This window comes from Streptomyces sp. NPDC002994, assembly GCF_040611155.1.
Taxonomy (GTDB): domain Bacteria; phylum Actinomycetota; class Actinomycetes; order Streptomycetales; family Streptomycetaceae; genus Streptomyces.
This window is the reverse complement of the sequence record NZ_JBEXNQ010000016.1, coordinates 19,538-39,307: the sequence shown is the minus strand read 5'-3', so window position 1 is coordinate 39,307 and position 19,770 is coordinate 19,538. Positions and strand designations below refer to the sequence as shown.

21 protein-coding genes and 1 pseudogene are annotated in these 19,770 nt (G+C 68.7%); 14 read left to right on the top strand and 8 right to left on the bottom strand.

Going from position 1 to position 19,770, the window contains the following annotated elements; genetic code table 11:
• Nucleotides 1–2: 2 nt before the first annotated feature.
• The 4 genes and pseudogenes from ABZX79_RS22085 (at nucleotide 3) to ABZX79_RS22070 (ending at nucleotide 2,945) form a co-directional block, all read left to right on the top strand.
• Nucleotides 3–1,236: pseudogene (locus ABZX79_RS22085) on the top strand (histidine kinase).
• Between the two features lie 258 nt (nucleotides 1,237–1,494).
• The gene (locus ABZX79_RS22080) at nucleotides 1,495–2,166 is read left to right on the top strand and encodes a response regulator transcription factor (protein WP_355260206.1); all 672 of its coding nucleotides are present in this window, start codon (nucleotides 1,495–1,497) and stop codon (nucleotides 2,164–2,166) included.
• A gap of 136 nt (nucleotides 2,167–2,302) precedes the next feature.
• Nucleotides 2,303–2,539 (top strand): DUF6186 family protein, encoded by a 237-nt coding sequence (locus ABZX79_RS22075; protein WP_215129854.1) that lies wholly within the window; start codon nucleotides 2,303–2,305, stop codon nucleotides 2,537–2,539.
• A gap of 61 nt (nucleotides 2,540–2,600) precedes the next feature.
• Complete coding sequence (locus tag ABZX79_RS22070) at nucleotides 2,601–2,945, top strand: DUF6256 family protein (protein ID WP_355260202.1); 345 nt, start codon at nucleotides 2,601–2,603, stop codon at nucleotides 2,943–2,945.
• 13 nt (nucleotides 2,946–2,958) lie between these two features.
• Here the strand turns inward: ABZX79_RS22070 and ABZX79_RS22065 are convergent, their stop codons facing one another.
• From ABZX79_RS22065 to ABZX79_RS22055, 3 genes are all read right to left on the bottom strand, one after another.
• Entirely contained in the window at nucleotides 2,959–4,332 is a 1,374-nt protein-coding gene (locus ABZX79_RS22065; RefSeq protein WP_355260199.1) for an FAD-dependent oxidoreductase, read from the bottom strand.
• Nucleotides 4,333–4,458: 126 nt separating this feature from the next.
• Entirely contained in the window at nucleotides 4,459–4,662 is a 204-nt protein-coding gene (locus ABZX79_RS22060) for a DUF397 domain-containing protein (protein WP_355260196.1), read from the bottom strand.
• The gene (locus tag ABZX79_RS22055; protein ID WP_355260194.1) at nucleotides 4,644–5,483 is read right to left on the bottom strand and encodes a helix-turn-helix transcriptional regulator; all 840 of its coding nucleotides are present in this window, start codon (nucleotides 5,481–5,483) and stop codon (nucleotides 4,644–4,646) included. The genes ABZX79_RS22060 and ABZX79_RS22055 overlap by 19 nt, the downstream gene beginning before the upstream one ends.
• Before the next feature lie 128 nt (nucleotides 5,484–5,611).
• Here ABZX79_RS22055 and ABZX79_RS22050 point away from each other — a divergent pair, with 128 nt between their 5' ends.
• Genes ABZX79_RS22050 through ABZX79_RS22030 form a run of 5 tightly spaced genes read left to right on the top strand, consistent with a single transcriptional unit; the run spans nucleotide 5,612 to nucleotide 8,255 of the window.
• Nucleotides 5,612–5,818, top strand: a complete 207-nt coding sequence (locus ABZX79_RS22050; RefSeq protein ID WP_355260504.1) for a hypothetical protein — start codon at nucleotides 5,612–5,614, stop codon at nucleotides 5,816–5,818.
• A gap of 5 nt (nucleotides 5,819–5,823) precedes the next feature.
• Nucleotides 5,824–6,060, top strand: a complete 237-nt coding sequence (locus ABZX79_RS22045; RefSeq protein WP_355260191.1) for a hypothetical protein — start codon at nucleotides 5,824–5,826, stop codon at nucleotides 6,058–6,060.
• Nucleotides 6,061–6,084: 24 nt separating this feature from the next.
• Entirely contained in the window at nucleotides 6,085–6,831 is a 747-nt protein-coding gene (gene recO, locus ABZX79_RS22040; RefSeq protein WP_214979557.1) for a DNA repair protein RecO, read from the top strand.
• A 24-nt stretch (nucleotides 6,832–6,855) separates the two neighbouring features.
• Nucleotides 6,856–7,683: an isoprenyl transferase gene (locus ABZX79_RS22035; protein WP_355260188.1), complete on the top strand. Its 828-nt coding sequence runs from the start codon at nucleotides 6,856–6,858 to the stop codon at nucleotides 7,681–7,683.
• 44 nt (nucleotides 7,684–7,727) lie between these two features.
• Nucleotides 7,728–8,255: a YcxB family protein gene (locus tag ABZX79_RS22030; RefSeq protein WP_355260186.1), complete on the top strand. Its 528-nt coding sequence runs from the start codon at nucleotides 7,728–7,730 to the stop codon at nucleotides 8,253–8,255.
• A 64-nt stretch (nucleotides 8,256–8,319) separates the two neighbouring features.
• Here ABZX79_RS22030 and ABZX79_RS22025 read toward each other — a convergent pair whose 3' ends face one another.
• The 4 genes from ABZX79_RS22025 to ABZX79_RS22010 form a co-directional block, all read right to left on the bottom strand.
• Nucleotides 8,320–8,742, bottom strand: coding sequence for a transcriptional repressor (locus tag ABZX79_RS22025; protein WP_355260183.1), 423 nt, complete (start codon nucleotides 8,740–8,742; stop codon nucleotides 8,320–8,322).
• A gap of 65 nt (nucleotides 8,743–8,807) precedes the next feature.
• Complete coding sequence (locus tag ABZX79_RS22020; RefSeq protein ID WP_355260501.1) at nucleotides 8,808–9,734, bottom strand: metal ABC transporter permease; 927 nt, start codon at nucleotides 9,732–9,734, stop codon at nucleotides 8,808–8,810.
• Nucleotides 9,734–10,516, bottom strand: a complete 783-nt coding sequence (locus tag ABZX79_RS22015) for a metal ABC transporter ATP-binding protein (protein ID WP_355260180.1) — start codon at nucleotides 10,514–10,516, stop codon at nucleotides 9,734–9,736. Before ABZX79_RS22015 ends, ABZX79_RS22020 begins: the two co-directional genes overlap by 1 nt.
• Before the next feature lie 47 nt (nucleotides 10,517–10,563).
• Complete coding sequence (locus ABZX79_RS22010; RefSeq protein ID WP_355260177.1) at nucleotides 10,564–11,553, bottom strand: metal ABC transporter substrate-binding protein; 990 nt, start codon at nucleotides 11,551–11,553, stop codon at nucleotides 10,564–10,566.
• 192 nt (nucleotides 11,554–11,745) lie between these two features.
• On the opposite strand from ABZX79_RS22010, the gene ABZX79_RS22005 reads away from it, so the two are divergent.
• From ABZX79_RS22005 to ABZX79_RS21995, 3 genes are all read left to right on the top strand, one after another.
• The gene (locus ABZX79_RS22005; protein WP_215129834.1) at nucleotides 11,746–13,131 is read left to right on the top strand and encodes a glycine--tRNA ligase; all 1,386 of its coding nucleotides are present in this window, start codon (nucleotides 11,746–11,748) and stop codon (nucleotides 13,129–13,131) included.
• An 89-nt stretch (nucleotides 13,132–13,220) separates the two neighbouring features.
• On the top strand, nucleotides 13,221–13,433 hold the full coding sequence (locus ABZX79_RS22000; RefSeq protein WP_355260173.1) for a hypothetical protein: 213 nt from the start codon (nucleotides 13,221–13,223) through the stop codon (nucleotides 13,431–13,433).
• 166 nt (nucleotides 13,434–13,599) lie between these two features.
• A complete protein-coding gene (locus tag ABZX79_RS21995; protein WP_355260170.1) occupies nucleotides 13,600–13,830 on the top strand; it encodes a DUF6243 family protein in 231 nt (76 codons plus the stop codon).
• 74 nt (nucleotides 13,831–13,904) lie between these two features.
• On the opposite strand, the gene ABZX79_RS21990 is transcribed toward ABZX79_RS21995, so the two are convergent.
• Complete coding sequence (locus ABZX79_RS21990) at nucleotides 13,905–15,359, bottom strand: MFS transporter (RefSeq protein ID WP_355260167.1); 1,455 nt, start codon at nucleotides 15,357–15,359, stop codon at nucleotides 13,905–13,907.
• A 52-nt stretch (nucleotides 15,360–15,411) separates the two neighbouring features.
• Here ABZX79_RS21990 and dusB point away from each other — a divergent pair, with 52 nt between their 5' ends.
• Complete coding sequence (dusB, locus tag ABZX79_RS21985; RefSeq protein ID WP_355260164.1) at nucleotides 15,412–16,551, top strand: tRNA dihydrouridine synthase DusB; 1,140 nt, start codon at nucleotides 15,412–15,414, stop codon at nucleotides 16,549–16,551.
• A 385-nt stretch (nucleotides 16,552–16,936) separates the two neighbouring features.
• Nucleotides 16,937–19,681, top strand: coding sequence for a pyruvate, phosphate dikinase (gene ppdK, locus ABZX79_RS21980; RefSeq protein WP_355260161.1), 2,745 nt, complete (start codon nucleotides 16,937–16,939; stop codon nucleotides 19,679–19,681).
• Nucleotides 19,682–19,770 lie beyond the last annotated feature (89 nt).

Below are 19,770 nucleotides of genomic sequence, written 5' to 3'. Positions count from 1 at the left end.
GGGTGGATCTGACGTGGGAACGGGTCTTCGCCGCGCTGCGGCGGGACCCGGTGCGAGCGCCGCACCGGCAGCGCACCGACGCCGTGATCACCGCCGTGATCGGTGCGCTCGCCGCCGCGCTCGCGCTCCTTGTCGACGACGGGCGCAGGCCGGACGAGCTCGGCTGGGCGCTGCTCGCGGCAAGCACGGTGCCGCTCGCATGGCGACGGAGCAGGCCGGTGGTCGTACTGCTGGGGGTGGTGGCGGCGGTCGGGGCGTACCACGCGCTCGACTACAACCACGCCGCTCCGGTGCCGGGTTCGCTGCTGGCCGTCTACACGGTGGCGGTCACGGGGAGGCCGCTGCGGACGGTGCTGATCGGGTCGGGGGTGGTGGCGGTCGCGGTGTCGGTGATGTCCGTCGTCAACACCCACCAGGGTCTGGAACTGCTGCGCACATCGGGATGGATCCTCGCGGTGATCGTCCTGGGCGTGGCGGTACGGACCCACCGGCGGTACATCGCGGCGACCGTGGAGCGGGCCGAGCGCGCGGAGCGGACGCGGGAGGAGGAGGCGGCGCGCCGGGTGGCGGAGGAGCGCCTGCGCATCGCCCGGGACCTGCACGATCTGCTGGCGCACTCCATCACGCTCATCGGCGTCCAGACGTCGGTCGCGGCCCACATTCTGGTCGCCGACCCCGACCGGCTGGACCGGGAGGCGGTCGCCAGGGCGCTGGACGGCATCGCGGAAACCTGCCGTACGGCGCGGGGTGAGCTGCGCACGACCCTGGAGGTACTGCGGACCGACGCCGGCCGCGACGGCCCGCTCCCGGACCTGGCGGCGCTGCCGGCGCTCGTACGGGCGGCGGAGACGGGGGGGCGCGAAGGTGGAGCTGACGGTCGAAACCCCGGAACTGCGCCCGGCGGTGGCTGCGGCGGCGTACCGGATCGTGCAGGAGTCGCTGACGAACGCGGTACGGCACGCGGGGCCGGACGTGTGCGTGCGGGTGGGGGTCGTGGCGGGGGCCGACGGTGCGGTGCGGGTGATGGTGACGGACGACGGGGGCGCGGCGTCGCCGGACAACTCGCCGCCGCGAGCGGGCAACCCCGGCTTGGGCAGCCCCGGCTACGGACTGGCCGGGATGCGGGAGCGTGCCCGCAGCGTCGGGGGGACGGTGGTGGCGGGGCCGCGTCCGGGTGGGGCGGGGTTCGAGGTTGCGGCGGTGCTGCCGCTGGGTCAACGGGGGGCCGGTGCGTGAGTGCTGGGGCGCGGGTGCCTGCGGCGCTGTTCCCCTACCCGCCCCTTCCCGAACTGGGGCGCTGCCCCAGACCCCGCTCCTCAAACGCCGGAGGGGCTGGAGTGGGGCCGGGGGTTGCTGGGGCTCCGTCCCGGGCCCCGGTCCTCAAACGCCGGAGGGGCTGGATTTTCCAGCCCGTCCGGCGTGCCACGCGGTCCGGGCGGTGTTGGATGCAGGTTGCGGCGGTCGGTCCTGCCGCTTGGACAAGGAGGCCATCGCGTGAATCCGATCCGGGTACTGCTCGCCGACGACCAGACGCTCGTACGCGCGTCCTTCGCCATGCTCGTCGAATCCTGCCGCGACATGGAGGTCGTCGCCCAGGCCGGCACCGGCCGCGAGGCCGTCGACCTGGCCCGTTCCGCACGCGCCGACCTCGTCGTCATGGACATCCGGATGCCCGACCTCGACGGCATCGAGGCGACCCGCCTCATCGCCGCCGACGACGACCTCGCGGGCGTACGCGTCCTCGTCCTCACGACGTACGACAGTGATGAGCACGTCATCGAGGCGCTGCGCGCGGGCGCGTCCGGGTTCCTGGTGAAGGACGCCAAGCCCGCCGACCTGCTGGCCGCCATCCGCACGGTCGCGGCGGGCGAATCCCTCCTCGCCCCGGGCCCGACCTCCCGGCTGATCGCCCGCGTGCTCAGTGCTCCGGAGCCACCGGCGATCGGCGCGGCAGGCGGACCCGACCACCTCACCGACCGCGAGCGGCAAGTGCTGACGCTCGTGGCGCGCGGCCTCAACAACACGGAGATAGCCGAGACGCTCAGCCTCTCCCCGCTCACCGCCAAGACGCACGTCAGCCGCATCATGGGCAAGCTCGACGCACGCGACCGGGCGCAGCTCGTGATCATCGCGTACGAATCGGGGCTGGTCTCCCCGGGCCAGTAGGGGGCTCGGCCGCCCAGGTGCAGCCGGAGACGCCAGTGCATCGCGCGCCGCATCCGGCCGTTCCTGCCCGTCGTGGCGGATGATCGGTCTGGCAGTGCACGAGTGCACGAGTGCGCATGAGCGTGGGAGGTCGGCGGTGGCGGCGCATCCGGTGATCGGGTATCTCGTCTGGGCGGTTCTGTTCGGCGCCATCTTCGCCTGGGAGGGCATCGGTCTGATCCGGGCCGGTGACAGCTTTCCCACCCTCAGCGACGCCGTTGACGCCGTCATGCGCTATCCCGTGGGGCGGTGGACGCTCTTCGCGCTGTGGCTGTGGTGGGGGTGGCACACCTTCGTACGCGGCTGGCACTTCCTCCTCCAGGACCCGTCGTGACGTTCCATCAGTGCGTCGGAGGGCGTGTTCCTTGCTTCCCCTCCCGCTGAACATCGCCCTCATGGCGATCGGCTACCTGCTGGTCATGGGGTACCTCGCCGTCGGCCTGCGCATGCAGCGCCGACAGGCGGTCAGGCCCGCCCGGGTTGTCGGGAGACGGGGGTGGCCCGGCCTCGTCCGCCGGGTGGTCGGCACCGCGGTCGGCGGCTACGTGCTGCTGATGGTCGTGGTGGTCGGCTACTACCAGGGTGTGTCCCACCTGGACGGCGACCTTGTGACGAGTGCGTTCACCGGTGCCGCGACGCTCGTGGGGATCAGCCTGCCGGTGTTCTTCGTAGTGTCGTGGGTGGTCGTACGGCGGCGGTACGGCAAAGCCGCCTCCCGGCGAGCCGGAAGGCGGCTTTGACCCTGCGGTCGTGTCAGGCCTCGGTCGGGGCCTCGCTCGCCTTCAGCATCGCCTCGCGGTCGACGATCTTCACGCGCTCGCGGCCCTCCGCGGCGCCCAGCGCGCGCTCGGCGCTGTCGAGGTGGTGCCAAGACTCCCACGTCGTGTACCGGACGCCGCTGCTGTCGAGGAAGGCCACCACGGCGTCCTCGGCGGGCGCGGCGGGAGCGGGCAGACGGCCCGCGCTGTGGTCCGCCAGCAGGTTGGCGACCGTCTCGTTCGCGTCGCCCTTGGTGTGGCCGATGAGGCCGACCGGGCCGCGCTTGATCCACCCGGTGACGTACGTCGACGGAAGGTGCTCGCCCGCCTCGATGACGCGGCCGCCCTCGTGCGGGACGGTGCCGGTGGTGAAGTCGAACGGGAGCTTGGGCAGCTCGTCGGAGAGGTAGCCGACCGCACGGTAGACGGCCTGGACGTCCCACGTCTGGGTCTCGCCGGTTCCGGTGACGTTGCCGGTGCCGTCGAGCTGGGTGCGCTCGGTGCGGAGCCCGACCACTTTGCCGTCCTCGCCGACGACCTCGGTGGGTGACTCGAAGAAGTGCAGGAAGAGCTTGTGGGGGCGGGTCCCCACGTCGCGGATCGCCCAGTTTTCGAGCGTCTTCGCGACCATGTCGGCCTGCTTGTTGGCGCGGCGGGTGGCGATGCTGCCGTCGTCGTAGTCGATGTCCTCGGGGTTGACGATGACTTCGATGTTGGGGGAGTGGTCCAGCTCGCGCAGCTCCATCGGGCTGAACTTGGCCTGTGCCGGTCCGCGCCGTCCGAAGACGTGGATCTCGCGGGCCTTGTTGGCGGCGAGGCCGTCGTAGACGTTCGGCGGGATCTCGGTGGGCAGGAGCTCGTCGGCGGTCTTCGCGAGGATGCGGGCCACGTCGAGGGCGACATTGCCGACGCCGAGTACGGCGACCTTCTCGGCGTCCAGCGGCCAGGTGCGGGGGACGTCCGGGTGGCCGTCGTACCAGGAGACGAAGTCGGCGGCGCCGTAGGAGCCGTCGAGGTCGATGCCGGGTATGTGCATCGCGCGGTCGGCGCTGGCGCCGGTGGAGAAGATCACGGCGTCGTAGAACGCGCGGAGGTCGTCCAGGCCGATGTCGGAGGGGTAGTCGACGTTGCCGAAGAGGCGTATCTGGGGCTTGTCGAGCACCTGGTGCAGGGCGGTGATGATGCCCTTGATGCGGGGGTGGTCGGGCGCGACGCCGTAACGGATCAGCCCGAAGGGCGCCGGCATCCGCTCGAAGAGGTCGATGGATACGCCCGGCTCGGAGGCCGCCTCGGATTTCAGCAGGGCATCGGCGGCGTAGATCCCGGCGGGGCCGGCACCGACGATGGCTATCCGCAGGGGGCGGGGCATGGGTGTTCCCTTCGAGCGGCGACAACTGGAAGAACCGACAGCTGGACAACTGTCTCCTGCGTCACCCTAGGCAACGAAATGCCCGTTCAGGTACTTGACCCCGGCCTATGACCTCATAAGCGGGGCTTATGGCCGCTCATAGGTCGCCTTAATGAAGGCGGCCCAGCTGGCGGCGCCGATGAGGAGGACGGGGCCGGTGGGGTTCTTGCTGTCCCGGACGGGGACGACACCGGGGATGTTGTCGAGAACCTCGACGCAGGACTCCCCGCCGTCGCCGCCGCTGTACGTGCTCTTGCGCCACTGCACTGTGCTCAGGTCGTACTCGCGCATCGTTTGTAGTCCTCCGCTGCAGATTCGATCAGGGCCAGGGACGCGTCCAGCGACAGTGCGGCGACCCTGAGCAAATCGTAATGCGCGTGTGCTCGCTTCACTACCGCCGGATCGTCCAGCAGATTCCCTGAAAGCACCCCCTCTGTATAGATAGTTGGCGGCGCGTCCCCGAACTCCATGAGCGTCAGAATCTTGCCCATCGCCGGGTGCGCCCCGGCCGAGAACGGGAGCACCTGCACCAGCGCCTTGCGCTCCCGCACCATCGCCACGACGTGGTCCAGCTGCCGAGCCATCGAAGCCGGACCTCCTACCGGCGTACGCAAGACGGCCTCGTGCAGGACTGCGCAATACAGCGACCTTGTAGCGTCCTTAAGGATCGGGGTGCGGTCCATTCGCAGTTTGACCATGTCCTGGATGTACTCGTCGCTGGCGAGGGGATTGCTCGCCAGGTACACCGCGCGGGCGTACTCGGCGGTCTGGAGGAGGCCCGGCACCACGGCCGGGGCGAACTCGCACAGCTTCGTCGCCAGCCGCTCCAGGTCCGCCACATGTGCGAAGTACTCCGTGTACGGCAGTTCCTTGATGAGCTTGCGCCACATTCGCTCGAAAAAACCAGCGGTTTGTAGAGCTTCGTCGATCCGCATCGCCGCATCCAATTGCGGCTTACGAAGGGCCTGTTCGAACTGCCCGATGTACGCCCCCGACACAAACACCCGCATGCCCAGCTCCGCCTGGGTGAATCCCGCCGCCTCCCGGTGTCGTTTCAGCTCCGCGCCGAAGAATTCCCAGGCGGCCTGCCGTGAACCGGATGTCTTGGCCATGGGTTAACTCCCTTGTGCTGCCAGCGAGTTGTTGAGCTTGTCGCCCTGCCGATTCTAGATTCTCGGCCTCAATGTGGAGGGGGAAACAGCCGAAGCACAAGAAGGAGGTGCGCATGGTGTCAGCGGGAATGGAAGACGGCGCGTTCGTCTTCGATACATGTACCGGACGCATCGGATGCGTCATGGGAAATGAAGGGCCCTATCTTCAGCTCCGGCCCGTCGGCGGTGGACGGGAATGGGACTGTTCCCCCGACGACGCGAGACCCGCCACCGTCGTCGAGACCATGCGGGCCAAGGTCGCGGCGGCCAATGCGCTCAGCCGGCGTGGGCGGTGAGGGGAATGGGCGCGCACACCGTGATCCTTTTCGGGACGTGGACCCTCCGGCCGGACCAGGAGCCGGACGCCGAGCCTGTGACGTACGCCATGCGCTGCGCGGTCTGCGGGGCCGGGTCCGAGGCGAGTACGGACTTCTCCGAGCCGCAGAGCTGGGTGTTCCGGCACGTCGGGCGCAATCCGTCGCATCACACGTTCCAAGAGGTCATCGTCCGGCCGTGGAGGGCATGGATGAGGAGGTAGTGGCCGTGGGCGAGAATGGATCCCATGAGCCTGTTCCGCGACGACGGCATCGTGCTGCGCACCCAGAAGCTGGGTGAGGCGGACCGGATCATCACGCTGCTCACTCGCGGTCACGGCCGCGTACGCGCCGTCGCGCGCGGCGTCCGGCGGACCAAGTCGAAATTCGGGGCGCGGCTCGAACCCTTCTCGCACGTCGACGTGCAGTTCTTCTCGCGCGGCAGCGAGCTCGTCGGGCGCGGGCTGCCGCTGTGCACGCAGAGCGAGACCATCGCTCCGTACGGTGGAGGGATCGTCACCGACTACGGCCGGTACACCGCCGGCACCGCGATGCTGGAGACCGCCGAGCGGTTCACCGACCACGAGGGCGAGCCGGCTGTACAGCAGTACCTGCTGCTCGTCGGCGCCCTGCGCACCCTCGCGCGCGGCGAGCACGCCCCCAATCTGATCCTGGACGCCTTCCTGCTGCGCTCGCTCGCCGTCAACGGCTACGCGCCCAGCTTCACCGACTGCGCGCGCTGCGGCCTGCACGGGCCGAACCGGTTCTTCTCGGTCGCGGCGGGCGGAGTCATATGCGGCGACTGCCGGGTGCCCGGAAGCGTCGTACCCTCGGGCGAGGCCATCGGTCTGCTCAGCGCGCTCCTCACGGGGGACTGGGAGACGGCGGACGCCTGCGAGCCGAGGCACGTGAGGGAGGGCAGCGGGCTGGTTTCGGCGTATCTCCACTGGCACTTGGAGCGCGGACTGCGCTCGCTGCGGTACGTAGAGAAGTAGAGACGGGTAGAGGGAGACAAGCTCATGGCACGACGCGGGATTCTCGGCCGTAACCGGCGCGAATACAAGACGCCGGAACCGCACCCGTCCGGTGCGCGGCCGCCGAAGATCCCCGGCGAGCTGGTGCCGGAGCATGTGGCGGTCGTCATGGACGGCAACGGCCGCTGGGCGAAGGAGCGCGGGCTGCCGCGTACCGAGGGCCACAAGGTCGGCGAGGGCGTCGTTCTCGACGTACTCAAGGGCTGCATCGAGATGGGCGTCAAGAACCTGTCGCTGTACGCCTTCTCCACTGAGAACTGGAAGCGCTCGCCCGACGAGGTGCGCTTCCTCATGAACTTCAACCGGGACGTCATCCGCCGCCGGCGCGACGAGATGGACGAGCTCGGGATTCGTATTCGGTGGACCGGCCGGATGCCGAAGATGTGGAAGTCCGTCGTCCAGGAGCTCCAGGTCGCCCAGGAGCAGACCAAGAACAACGACGCCATGACGCTGTACTTCTGCGTCAACTACGGCGGTCGCGCGGAGATCGCGGACGCGGCGCAGGCGATCGCGCGGGACGTCGCGGCGGGCAAGCTCGACCCGTCGAAGGTCAATGAGAAGACCTTCGCGAAGTACATGTACTACCCGGACATGCCGGACGTCGATCTCTTCGTACGTCCGAGTGGCGAGCAGCGCACGTCCAACTACCTGATCTGGCAGAGCGCGTACGCCGAGATGGTCTTCCAGGACGTGCTGTGGCCGGACTTCGACCGCCGCGACCTGTGGCGCGCCTGCGTCGAATACGCCTCCCGCGACCGCCGCTTCGGCGGCGCCGTCCCGAACGAGGAGCAGCTCGCCGCGGGCAGCATGTAGGGCGGCGCGGGGCCGGCCGGACAGCGTGGCTAGGATCCCGCCTCATGGATCACCAGGGGCGGGACATCATCCAGGCCGCGGAGACCGTCGAGCTGACCTACCGGCCGACGCGCGGCGACATTCTGGCGGGCATCCGGGTACGGGACCGCGTCCGGCAGCTCCATGTGCTCCGGGGGGCGCTGATCGCGCTGGTCGCGGGGCTCGGCCTGCTGCTGACGATGGAACCCGACGGGGCGGGGATGATGAACGTCCTCGTGTACGGACCGGTTGTCCTGCTCCTCTGGGCGATTCCGCGTCTCCAGGCCCGCCACGTGCTGCGCATCGTGCAATGGCAGGGCGAATACCGTACGACGGTCACCGACGCGGGCGTCTCGGCCACCAACGAGCACGCCACCCTGACCGTGCGCTGGTCGCTCTTCCGGGGCTACCGGGAGACGCGCGACCACGTCGTCCTGCTCAGCCGGGACCCGAACATCCTGTGCCTGGAGGTCCTTCCCAAGCGGGGACTCGGGGCCCCGGAAGACGCCGAGCGGCTGCTGGCGATCCTGGACCGGAACGTGGGGCGGGTCTGAGGCGCCTCGGATACGAGAGCGGGCCCGCACCGACAGTTCGGTGCGGGCCCGCTCTCGTATCGCCTCAGACAGCCGCCGCCGCGCACTCCACGCACGTACCGAAGATCTCGACGGTGTGCGCCACGTTCACGTAGCCGTGCTGGGCCGCGATCGCCTCGGCCCACTTCTCCACCGCGGGGCCCTCGACCTCGACGGCCTTGCCGCAGACCCGGCACACCAGGTGGTGATGGTGCTCGCCGGTCGAGCAGCGCCGGTACACCGCTTCGCCCTCGCTGGTGCGCAGTACGTCCACCTCACCGGCCTCGGCGAGGGACTGCAGGGTGCGGTAGACAGTGGTCAGCCCGACCGAGTCGCCCCGGTGCTTGAGCATGTCGTGAAGGTCCTGCGCGCTGCGGAACTCGTCCACCTCGTCGAGCGCCGCCGCTACGGCGGCCCGCTGCCGGGTGGACCGGCCACGCACCGGGGATGGGGTTCCCGCCGTCGTCACAGGTGCCTCCTCTGGTCGCCCGTACGTATGTCGGGCCATTCTGCCAGGTCGTTGCCGAGCGCCGGTCAGACCTTGACGCCGTTGGCGGGGCGGGAGCCGTCCGGCAGCCCGTCCGCCTCCACGCTACAGCCGGACCCCGACGCCGCCTCCGCCTCCACCTCGGTCAGGGCTCGTGCCCGGCGCCTGGCGAGCGGTGCGGCGAGTGCCGTCAGTACGAAGAAGGCAGCGATGGCCAACAGGACGATGGTCGCGCCCGGCGGTACCTCGTACTGGTACGAGGCGGCCGTGCCCGCGAGTGTCACGACCGTGCCGATGGCCACGGCCAGAACGAACGTGACCTTGAACGACCGGGTGATCTGCTGCGCCGCCGCCACCGGCACCACCATCAGCGCGCTGACCAACAGCAGTCCGACGACGCGCATCGCCACGGTGACCGTGACGGCCGCGGTGACGGCGATCAGCAGATTCAGGGCGCGCACCGGCAACCCGGTCACCCGCGCGAACTCCTCGTCCTGACTGACCGCGAAGAGATGACGTCGCAGACCGATGGTGACCAGCATCACAAAGCCCGCGAGGAGGCAGATCGCGGTGACGTCCTCGTCGGAGACGGTCGCAAGCGAGCCGAAGAGGTACGAGGTGAGGTTGGAGTTGGAACCGTTCGGCGCCAGATGCATCAGCATGACGCCGCCCGCCATGCCGCCGTAGAACAGCATCGCCAGCGCCATGTCGCCGCGCATGCGGCCGTACCAGCGGATCAGTTCCATCGCGACGGCGCCGATGATCGAGACGAGCGCGGCCATCCACACCGGGTTGGTGCTGAGGAGGAAGCCGAGGCCTACGCCGGTCATCGCTACGTGGCCGATGCCGTCGCCCATCAGTGCCTGGCGGCGCTGCACCAGGTAGATGCCGACGGCGGGGGCGGTGATGCCGACGAGGACGGCGGCGAGCAGGGCCCGCTGCATCATGGGCGTTTCGAGCATCTCGATGATGATCACGTCAGCAGTCCCGTCCGGACAGGCTCGGAATCCGAGTGAGGGTGTACGTGGTCGTGGCCGGGCAGCGCGTGCTGGCCCAGCGACTCCGGGGGCGGGCCGTCGTGGGTGACGCAGCCGTCGCGCAGGACCACCGCGCGGTCGATCAACGGCTCCAGGGCGCCGAGTTCGTGCAGGACGAGGAGGACCGTCGTACCGGCTACGACCTGCTCGCGCAGGGTCGCCGCGAGGATCTCCTGGCTGGTGAGGTCCACGCCGGCCATCGGCTCGTCCATGATCAGCAGCTCCGGCTCGGAGGCGAGTGCCCGCGCTATGAGGACGCGCTGGTGCTGGCCGCCGGACAGGGCGTTCACGGAATCCTTTGTGCGGTCCGCGAGCCCGACGAGCTCTATCGCTCGGTGCACGGCGGCGCGGTCGGCCCTGGACGGCCAGCGCAGCTTCGCACGGGAGAGGCGGCCGGACGAGACCACCTCGTACACGGTGGCCGGTACGCCGCTCGCGGCTGTCGTGCGCTGCGGTACGTACCCGACGCGCGACCAGTCGCGGAAGCGGCGCAGCGGCGTACCGAAGAGCTCTACGGAGCCGCCGGTGAGCGGCACCTGGCCGATCACGGAGCGTACGGCGGTCGACTTGCCGGAGCCGTTGGCGCCGAGCAGCGAAACGACCTCACCGCGGTGCACGGCGAGGTCGATGCCGCGCAGAACGGGGCGCGAGCCGAGGGTGGCCGTGGCACCGCGCAGGGATATGACGGGGTCCGCTGTGGGGTGCTGCTGTGGCTTCATGGCTCGTGCCTCCGATGCTGCCGACGGTGCCGCCGGGGTGAGCTGCTTCACTTCGCGCCGAGGGCCTTTTCCAGCGCGGCGAGGTTCGACTCCATGACCTTGATGTAGTCATCGCCCTTGGACTTGTCCGTGATTCCCTCCAGCGGGTCCAGGACGTCGGTCTTCAGGCCGGTGTCGCCCGCGAGGGTCTTGGCGGTCTTGTCGCTGACGAGCGTCTCGAAGAAGACCGTGGTGACCTTGTCCTTCTTGGCGATCTTCTGGAGGTCCTTCATGCGGGAGAGGCTGGGCTCGGAGTCGGGGTCGAGGCCGCTGATGCCCTCCTGCTTGAGGTCGTAGCGCTCGGCGAGGTAGCCGAAGGCGGAGTGGGTCGTGATGAACGTCCGGGTGTCGGCGTTCTTCAGGCCCTTCTCGAACTTCGTGTGGAGACCGTCGAGCTTGCCGACCAGGGCGTCGGTGTTCTTCTTGTACGCCGCGGCGTTGTCGGGGTCGGCCTTCTCCAGGGCCTTGCCGACGCCCTTGGCGACCTCGGCGTACTTCACGGGGTCGAGCCAGATGTGGGGGTCGCCGCCGGCTTCGGAGTGCTCGTGGCCTTCTTCTTCGGCGTGCTTTTCCTCTTCCGCGCCGTGCTCGTCGTGGCCGACGTCGGTGCCGTGCTCTTCGAGGTGGGTGAGGCCGGCGGCGTCGACGGTGTTCTTCACACCGGACTGCGCGACGGCCTCGTCGACGGCGGGCTGCAGGCCCTTGAGGTAGAGGATGAAGTCCGCCTGGCCGAGCCCGGCGGTCTGCTTCGGGCTGAGCTCCAGGTCGTGCGGCTCCACGCCGGGCTTCGTGAGGGCCGATACGTCGACGTGTTCGCCGCCTATCTCCTCGGCCAGGTACTGCATGGGGTAGAACGACGCCACCACGTCGAGCTTGCCCTCGCCGTTCTTGTCGGCGGCGCCGGAGGATGAGGAGCAGGCGCTCACGGACAGCAGGCCGAGCGTTACGGCTGCGGCGGTCGCGGCGGTGGGTATGAGGCGGAGTCGACGTACGTTCATGACTCCCATTTTCAACTAAACTGGAAACGATTGTCAATAAAGTGGGGTGTGATCTGAGCCCGGAGCGCCGCTGTGATCCCTGCTGTGATCCCTGCTGTGATCCCTTACCTGGGTATCGATTTGATCCGGGGGGTACGAGCGCCGGTAACCTGAATCATTCGCGTTCGTCGTCGTCGTAATGAAGAGAGCACCGTGGCCGCCGACAAGATCGACACCATCGTCAGCCTGAGCAAGCGCCGTGGCTTCGTCTACCCGTGCAGTGAGATCTACGGCGGCTCCCGGGCCGCCTGGGACTACGGACCGCTGGGTGTCGAGCTCAAGGAGAACATCAAGCGCCAGTGGTGGCGTTCCATGGTCATCGCGCGCGAGGACGTCGTCGGTCTCGACTCCTCGGTGATCCTGGCGCCCGAGGTGTGGGAGGCGTCCGGTCACGTCGCGACGTTCTCCGACCCGCTCACCGAGTGCACCGCCTGCCACAAGCGTCACCGCGCGGACCACCTCATCGAGGCGTACGAGGCCAAGCACAACGGCCGTGCCCCCGAGAACGGTCTTGCCGACATCAACTGCCCGCACTGCGGCACCAAGGGTCAGTTCACCGAGCCCAAGCAGTTCTCCGGCATGCTGGAGACGCACCTCGGCCCGACCCAGGACACCGGCTCGCGCGCCTTCCTGCGTCCCGAGACCGCGCAGGGCATCTTCACCAACTTCGCCCAGGTCCAGCAGACTTCGCGCAAGAAGCCGCCGTTCGGCATCGCGCAGATGGGCAAGTCCTTCCGCAACGAGATCACGCCGGGCAACTTCATCTTCCGCACGCGCGAGTTCGAGCAGATGGAGATGGAGTTCTTCGTCAAGCCGGGCGAGGACGAGCAGTGGCAGGAATACTGGATGGAGCAGCGCTGGAGCTGGTACCGCGAGCTTGGTCTCCGTGAGGAGAACATGCGCTGGTTCGAGCACCCGGCGGAGAAGCTCTCGCACTACTCGAAGCGCACCGCGGACATCGAGTACCGCTTCAACTTCGGTGGCAGTGAGTTCTCCGAGCTGGAGGGTGTGGCCAACCGCACCGACTTCGACCTCAAGGCCCACTCCAAGGCTTCCGGCCAGGACCTGTCGTTCTTCGACCAGGAGGCCGGCGAGCGCTGGACTCCGTACGTCATCGAGCCGGCGGCCGGTGTGAACCGCGCCATGCTCGCCTTCATGCTCGACGCGTACATCGAGGACGAGGCGCCGAACGCCAAGGGCGTCATGGAGAAGCGCACCGTGATGCGCCTCGACCCGCGCCTGGCGCCGGTCAAGGTCGCCGTTCTGCCGCTGTCCCGCAACCCGCAGCTGTCGCCGAAGGCCAAGGGCCTGGCGACCGACCTGCGCAAGAACTGGAACATCGAGTTCGACGACGCCGGCGCCATCGGCCGCCGCTACCGTCGTCAGGACGAGATCGGTACGCCGTTCTGCGTGACCGTCGACTTCGACACCCTCGACGACAACGCGGTGACGGTGCGCGAGCGCGACACCATGAAGCAGGAGCGCGTCTCGCTGGACCAGATCCAGTCGTACCTCGGCGGCCGCCTCCTCGGCTGCTGACCTGCGCGTACGTCCCGAAGGCCCCGGTTCCGCAGAGCGGAGCCGGGGTCTTCGTGCACACTGGGCCCGACGCACAGCAGGGAGGCGTGATGCCGCCGACTACCGGCAGCAAGGTCCGCAGATGGGATCAGCACGGCCGTGAGCATGTGGTCGAGGTCCAACGGGTCGGGATACAGCGCTCGTTGAACTGCGGGACGTGCGGCTGGCGCAAGGGGGTGCAGTTCCTGCCGTGGCTCAAGGCCGAGGAGCACCTCGCCGAGGCTCACCAGGCGACGGTGGATCCGGCGGGGTCCCGGAGCTGAGCCCGCGGCGCCTCGTGGCGGAAAATCTTGGTGCCCGGCGCCCCGGAGGCCGGGTAATGTCGCATGCATGTTCTTCCAGATCTACGAGTGAGCGCGCGGCGGATCCCACGTCCGCCCCCCACCAGACGAATCCGCAGATCACTTCTCATCACTTCGGGAGAACCCCGTGGCAAAGAGCCGCAACAACCTTCTCGGCGTAGGCGGGCAGCGCAAGAGGATGTCCCGCGCCGAGCTCGCGGACAACGGTCCCACGCGCAACGCCGACCGCAAGCTCGCGTCCGGCCACAAGGAGGAGCTGCTGCGCAAGATGCGTGAGCGCGCCTCTGGGGGCGAGGGCGTCGAGGCGGCCGCCGACGGCGGTCAGGACACTCAGGACGCGCAGGACGCGCAGAGCTGACGCACGTACGCAGCCGTAGAGCTGCGGAAGGGGCCCGGACCGCAGGCAGCGGTCCGGGCCCCTTCGCGTGTCCTTCAGCGCACCGCGCCCGCCGACGACTGGTCCGTCGGGCAGTCCTCAAACCGGGCGGCCGTCCGGCGGGCCGACCGCAGGGCCCACGGGCCGCTCGTCAGGGCTCCCACCAGCAGTACGCACATTCCGCAGCCGGCGATGATCCACCAGGCCGGCCTGCTCGCCGCCACGAAGGTGTCGGCGTACGACCGCCCGTGCACCCCGGCGGCCAGCACCGCGCCGATGACGGCGACGCCCAGCGTCGTGCCGACCTGTCTGCTGGTCGAGGCGACCGCGGCGGCGACGCCCGCCTGGGCGCGCGGCATCCCGGATACGGCGGTGTTCGTGATCGGTGCGTTCACCATGCCGAAGCCCAGGCCGAAGAGCACGTACCCGGTGAACAGCAGGGGCGTGGACGTCTCCGCCTCGAACGCCGCGAACAGCACGCCGCTCGCCGCCATCGTGACCCCGGCCACCAGGAGCGACAGGCGCGGCCCGCGGCTGCCTACGAGCCGTCCCGAGAGCGGTGCGCAGACGAACGTCAGAGCCGCCATGGGGAGCATGTAGAGCCCGGCGTGCAGAGCGGAGAAGCCGCGTACGTCCTGGAGGTACAGGGTGTTCACGAAGAGGAAGCCGCCGAGCGCGGCGAACGCGCACACCGCGATCACCGTCGCCCCGCTGAAGGGCGCACTCCGGAAGAACCGGAGATCGATCAGTGGCTCCGTCCGTCTCGGTTCGTACACGAGAAGGCCCAGTAGTGCCGAAACGGCCGTTCCCGCGAACAGCAGAATCAGCGGCGACGTCCAGCCCGCCACGGGTGCCTCGATGATCGCGTACGTGAGCGATCCGAGCAGCGCGATGACCAGTAGCTGTCCGACGGGGTCGGGGCGGCGTGCCTTCGGGGCGCGCGACTCGGGTACGTACCGGATGGTCAGCAGGAGTGCGGCCAGCCCTACCGGCAGATTCACCCAGAAGATCGCCCGCCAGCCCACCGAGTCCACCAGCAGGCCGCCGATCAGCGGGCCCGCGGCCATGGAGATTCCGACCACACCGCCCCACACCCCGATCGCCCTGGCCCGCTCGCGCGGCTCGGTGAAGGTGTTGGTGATGATCGACATGGCGACGGGGTTGAGCATCGAGCCGCCGACGGCCTGGACCATGCGGAAGGCGACGAGCGATTCGAGGTTCGGCGCGAGGGAGCAGAGCAGCGAGCCGAGGGTGAAGAGGACGAGCCCGGTCTTGAAGACCTTGCGGCGCCCGATCCGGTCCGCGGTGGAGCCCGCGAGCATCAGCAGTGAGGCGAGGACCAGCGTGTACGCGTCGATCGTCCACTGCATCCCGGCGACCGTCGCCCCGAGTTCCTCGCGCATGGAGGGGAGGGCGACATTGAGCGCGGTGTTGTCGAGGCTCACGATCAGCAGGCTCATGCAGCAGATCGCCAGCACCAGCAACCGCCGCCGGTGGGTGAGCTCGGGCATACGCGGATAGTACGGCTCACTAACGACTCGTGCCGTACGGGACAATGGGGCCATGACCACCGCGCTCCCCATGCTCTCCATCGGCCCGCACTCCGTGCAGCCGCCGGTGGTGCTCGCCCCCATGGCCGGCATCACCAACGCCCCTTTCCGCACCCTGTGCCGCGAGTTCTCCGGCGGCAAGGGGCTGTTCGTGAGCGAGATGATCACCACGAGGGCGCTGGTCGAGCGCAATGAGAAGACCATGCAGCTGGTCCACTTCGATGCCTCCGAGACGCCTCGGTCCATCCAGCTGTACGGCGTGGACCCGGTCACCGTCGGCAAGGCGGTCCGCATGATCGTGGACGAGGACCTGGCCGATCACATCGACCTGAACTTCGGCTGCCCGGTGCCGAAGGTGACGCGCAAGGGCGGCGGCTCGGCACTTCCGTACAAGCGGCCGCTGCTGCGGGCCATCCTCAACGAGGCCGTGTCCAACGCGGGCGAGCTGCCCGTGACGATGAAGATGCGCAAGGGCATCAACGACGACCACCTCACCTATCTCGACGCCGGGCGGATAGCGGTCGAGGAGGGCGTCACAGCGATCGCTCTGCACGGCAGGACTGCCGCGCAGCATTACGGCGGTACGGCCGACTGGGACGCCATCGCGCGCCTCAAGGAGCACGTGCCGGAGATCCCGGTGCTCGGCAACGGCGACATCTGGTCCGCCGACGACGCGCTGCGGATGATGCGCGAGACGGGCTGTGACGGTGTGGTCGTCGGGCGCGGCTGCCTGGGGCGCCCGTGGCTGTTCGGCGACCTGGTGGCGGGCTTCGAGGGTACGGACGCGTACGCCGCCCCGACGCTGCGCGAGGTGGCCGCGGTGATGCGCCGGCACGCGGAGCTCCTCGGCCAGTGGATCGGTGACGAGGCACGCGGGGTCATTGACTTCCGTAAGCACGTCGCTTGGTACCTCAAGGGCTTCGCCGTGGGCTCGGAGATGCGCAAGAAGCTTGCGATCTCCTCATCTCTGGACGAAATGGACGCTCACTTGAGCGAGCTCGATCTGGACCAGGCGTGGCCGGTAGGGGCCGACGGACCGCGGGGTCGTTCGTCCGGCAATGGGCGAGTTGTCCTGCCGGACGGCTGGCTGAAGGACCCGTACGACTGTGCCGGTGTGAGCGAGGACGCAGAGCTGGACACGTCCGGAGGCTGAGATTCGGGTCTCAGTCGGGTCTCATTCGAGCTCATCTGTGGCGTGATCCTCGCCACGCCTGATGAGCTGTTTGCTCAGATGAGCATGTTGGCCGAGACTGCATCTCTCAAAAGGTGGCACTGGGTGCCACCTTTTTTGTTTTGATCGATCAAAGCATTCGTCACTCTCTGCCTATGATTTGCGCGATGGTGATCGCTGAGAGTGTTTTTGTGTACAACCCTTGAACGGAGTCCGTTTTGTGCTCTGGGTAGTTGATCACTTTCGATCTGCTGGCGGACGAGTGGTTAAGGCCGCATGACAGTCAGGTGGACGTACCCAGACACCTTCGATCTGGGTATGTTCCTGGCCGTCAGGGCAGCCACCGAGCCTCGAGGAGTCGAGACCCGTGTCGGAAAACAAAGATCTTCACGTAGTCACACCCGCGCCTGAGGGCCAGAAGTTCGTTTATGACTTCACCGAGGGCAACAGGAACCTCAAGGACCTGCTGGGCGGCAAGGGCGCCAACCTCGCCGAGATGACCAACCTCGGGCTGCCCGTCCCTCCGGGCTTCACCATCACGACCGAGGCGTGCAAGGTCTACCTCGACAGCGGCGAGGCGCCGGAGGCGCTGCGCGCCGAGGTCAGCGCGCACCTCGACGCCCTCGAGCAGAAGATGGGCAAGAAGCTCGGCCAGGCCGACAACCCGCTGCTCGTCTCCGTCCGCTCGGGCGCCAAGTTCTCCATGCCCGGCATGATGGACACGGTCCTGAACATCGGGCTCTCCGACAAGTCGGTCACCGGCCTCGCCAAGCAGGCCGGCGGCGACGAGCGCTTCGCGTGGGACTCGTACCGCCGTCTCATCCAGATGTTCGGCAAGACGGTCCTCGGCGTCGACGGCGAGCTCTTCGAAGAGGCGCTGGAGCAGGCGAAGGCCGCGAAGAAGGTCAAGGTCGACACCGACCTGGAGGCGGCCGACCTCAAGAAGCTGGTCCGCAAGTTCAAGAAGATCGTCTCCGACGAGGCCGGACGCGACTTCCCGCAGGAGCCGCGCGAGCAGATGGACCTCGCCATAAACGCGGTCTTCGACTCGTGGAACACCGACCGCGCCAAGCTGTACCGCCGCCAGGAGCGCATCCCCGGCGACCTCGGCACGGCCGTCAACATCTGCTCCATGGTCTTCGGCAACCTCGGCCCCGACTCCGGCACCGGTGTCGCCTTCACCCGCGACCCCGCCAGCGGCCACCAGGGCGTCTACGGCGACTACCTGCAGAACGCGCAGGGCGAGGACGTCGTCGCCGGTATCCGCAACACCGTGCCGCTCGCCGACCTCGAGAACATCGACAAGGCGTCGTACGACCAGCTCATGCAGATCATGGAGACGCTGGAGACCCACTACAAGGATCTCTGCGACATCGAATTCACCATTGAGCGCGGCCAGCTGTGGATGCTCCAGACCCGCGTCGGCAAGCGCACCGCCGGTGCCGCCTTCCGCATCGCCACGCAGCTCGTCGACCAGGGCCTCATCGACGAGGCCGAGGCGCTCCAGCGCGTCAACGGCGCGCAGCTCGCGCAGCTGATGTTCCCGCGCTTCGACGACGAGGCGAAGACCCAGAAGCTCGGCCGCGGCATCGCCGCCTCCCCGGGCGCCGCGGTCGGCAAGGCCGTCTTCGACTCGTACACGGCCGTCAAGTGGTCGCGTTCCGGCGAGAAGGTCATCCTCATCCGCCGTGAGACGAACCCGGACGACCTCGACGGCATGATCGCCGCCGAAGGCATCCTGACCTCGCGCGGCGGCAAGACCTCGCACGCCGCCGTCGTGGCGCGCGGCATGGGCAAGACCTGTGTCTGCGGCGCCGAGGAGATCGAGGTCGACACCAAGCGCCGTCGGCTGACCGCCCCGGGCGGGATCGTCGTCGAAGAGGGTGACGTCGTCTCCATCGACGGCTCCACCGGCAAGGTGTACCTCGGCGAGGTGCCCGTCGTGCCGTCCCCGGTCGTCGAGTACTTCGAGGGGCGCATGCACGCCGGCGCCGACGACGCAGACGAGCTCGTCGCCGCCGTTCACCGGATCATGGCGTACGCCGACCGGGTACGTCGTCTTCGTGTACGCGCCAACGCGGACAACGCCGAGGACGCCCTCCGTGCCCGTCGCTTCGGGGCCCAGGGCATCGGCCTGTGCCGTACGGAGCACATGTTCCTCGGCGAGCGCCGCGGGCTGGTCGAGCGGCTGATCCTGGCCGACACCGACGACGAGCGCGAGCAGGCGCTGGGCGCGCTGCTGCCGCTCCAGAAGGCCGACTTCATCGAGCTGTTCGAGTCGATGGACGGACTGCCCGTCACGGTCCGTCTCCTCGACCCGCCGCTGCACGAGTTCCTTCCCGACATCACCGAGCTGTCGGTGCGCGTCGCGCTCGCCGAGTCCCGCAAGGACGCGAACGAGAACGACCTGCGCCTCCTCCAGGCCGTGCACAAGCTGCACGAGCAGAACCCGATGCTGGGTCTGCGCGGTGTACGTCTGGGCCTCGTCATCCCGGGTCTCTTCGCGATGCAGGTCCGCGCCATCGCCGAGGCGGCGGCGCACCGCAAGAACGCCAAGGGTGACCCGCGTGCGGAGATCATGATTCCGCTCGTCGGCACGGTCCAGGAGCTGGAGATCGTCCGCGAGGAGGCCGACAAGGTCATCGCCGAGGTCGAGGCCGCCACCGGCACCAACCTCAAGCTGACCATCGGCACCATGATCGAGCTGCCGCGCGCCGCGCTGACCGCCGGTCAGATCGCCGAGGCCGCGCAGTTCTTCTCCTTCGGTACGAACGACCTCACCCAGACCGTGTGGGGCTTCTCCCGCGACGACGTCGAGGCGAGCTTCTTCACGGCGTACCTGGAGAAGGGCATCTTCGGGGTCTCCCCGTTCGAGACGATCGACCGGGACGGCGTCGGCGCACTCGTGCGCAGCGCCGTCGAGGCCGGGCGCGCCACGCGTCCCGACCTGAAGCTCGGCGTCTGCGGCGAGCACGGCGGTGACCCGGAGTCGGTGCACTTCTTCCACGAGGTGGGCCTGGACTACGTCTCCTGCTCGCCGTTCCGGATCCCGGTGGCGCGACTTGAGGCGGGCCGCGCGGCGGCGCAGTCCTCGGGCAGCGACTCGCGCTAGCAGCAGCACGTAACAACAGAGCGGCGGCACCCCGACAGGACGCCCAGTGAGCGGACCGTGCACCCGCTCGGCCTGGTGTCCAAGGCCGG